Origin of the sequence: Caballeronia choica (assembly GCF_001544535.1) — a bacterium.
Lineage (GTDB): Bacteria > Pseudomonadota > Gammaproteobacteria > Burkholderiales > Burkholderiaceae > Caballeronia > Caballeronia choica.
This window is the reverse complement of the sequence record NZ_FCON02000473.1, coordinates 1-1,263: the sequence shown is the minus strand read 5'-3', so window position 1 is coordinate 1,263 and position 1,263 is coordinate 1. Positions and strand designations below refer to the sequence as shown.

Sequence of the window (1,263 nt, the reverse complement as noted above, 5' to 3'; positions counted from 1 at the left end):
GGTCGGCAACAACATCCTGGATGCGGAGAAGATGATGCAAGCTTTCGATGTCATGACCTCGTCTGTCATATCAGTCACGCCTGAAACGACCGTGCGCGATGCGGCAAAACTGCTGGTTCAGCATCGGATCAGCGCCATGCCCGTGCTCGACGGTGACGGAGATCTTGTCGGCATGGTGAGCGAGGGTGACCTGCTGCACCGTGCCGAGATCGAAACTGAAAAGTCGCATCGCTCGTGGTGGCTGGACCTGCTCGGCTCGGACCGGGAAGCGGCCGACTACGTCAAGTCTCATGGACAGACCGTCGCAGATGTCATGACCCGTCAAGCCGTCTGCGTGGCCGACGTTACGCCGCTCCATGAAGTTGCAAGCATTCTTGAAAGCCATCACATCAAGCGCGTGCCCGTGATGCGGGACGGGCGGCTCGTCGGGATCGTCAGCCGTGCGAATCTCGTGCAGGCGCTCGCCGTGGGCGCGCAAGAATCCGCGCAATATGAATCACCTAGCGACCGCGACATCCGGGCGATGCTCATGGCGGAGCTCACGGGGCGCAACTGGGCGTTCCCGGGCCGCAACATCGTCGTGCGTGACGGTGTTGTTCACTTATGGGGACCGGTATGGTCGACCGACTCGTTGAATGCGATGTGCGTGGCCGCGCAGGGTATTCCCGGCGTGAAAGGTGTCGAGGACCACACGATTCCCTACCCAATCATGCCGGGCATTTGACCAGATGCATTGTGCGGTCGACCGGTTGCGAGACCGAGCGGTTGGCGCATCGCCACTGGCGCCCGGAATCTTCCGGGCCGGCGACCGTACCGATCACGAGACACCACCACGGAGAGACGATGATTGCCGAATTCGCCGCTGGGACAACCCCCCACTTTGAAACCGATCATGTCGAGTTCATTGCCGAGATTGACGGTGCACGGCAAGCCTTTCGCGTCGATGCCCGAGTATTCGAAGAGATGCTGCGTGTCAAGCGTATCGGAACTCCTGGAATCAGGAACCTGTTCACGGCGGACCCCGAACATTTTCTTCAAGTGGCTGCGCGCAACTATGGCGAAGTAGGTAGTACGGGAGCGCCGATCAATATCACACTGACGACTTGCTGAGCTAGGCTTATCGTCTGATGTATACGCCGACGCCAGCTGCACGTACTGTCGAATTGTCTTTGCTACCCGGCGCTCTCCGTGATGATTGTCTCGACCGGCAACTTGATCAATATCCGAAAGCCCCTGCCTGGCGTGCTGTCGATTGCGATGGTT

General features: G+C 59.4%; 2 protein-coding genes. Both read left to right on the top strand.

The window, feature by feature from the left end; all coding sequences use genetic code 11:
- Positions 1-34 precede the first annotated feature (34 nt).
- Positions 35-724: a CBS domain-containing protein gene (locus tag AWB68_RS45090; RefSeq protein WP_087650470.1), complete on the top strand. Its 690-nt coding sequence runs from the start codon at positions 35-37 to the stop codon at positions 722-724.
- Positions 725-843: 119 nt separating this feature from the next.
- The gene (locus tag AWB68_RS45085; protein ID WP_087650469.1) at positions 844-1,110 is read left to right on the top strand and encodes a hypothetical protein; all 267 of its coding nucleotides are present in this window, start codon (positions 844-846) and stop codon (positions 1,108-1,110) included.
- Positions 1,111-1,263 lie beyond the last annotated feature (153 nt).

What these genes read in the sequence shown, in the direction of transcription:
- AWB68_RS45090 (WP_087650470.1), top strand. Translation starts at nt 35, where the DNA reads ATGCAAGCTTTCGATGTCATGACCTCGTCTGTCATATCAGTCACGCCT.
- AWB68_RS45085 (WP_087650469.1), top strand. Translation starts at nt 844, where the DNA reads ATGATTGCCGAATTCGCCGCTGGGACAACCCCCCACTTTGAAACCGAT.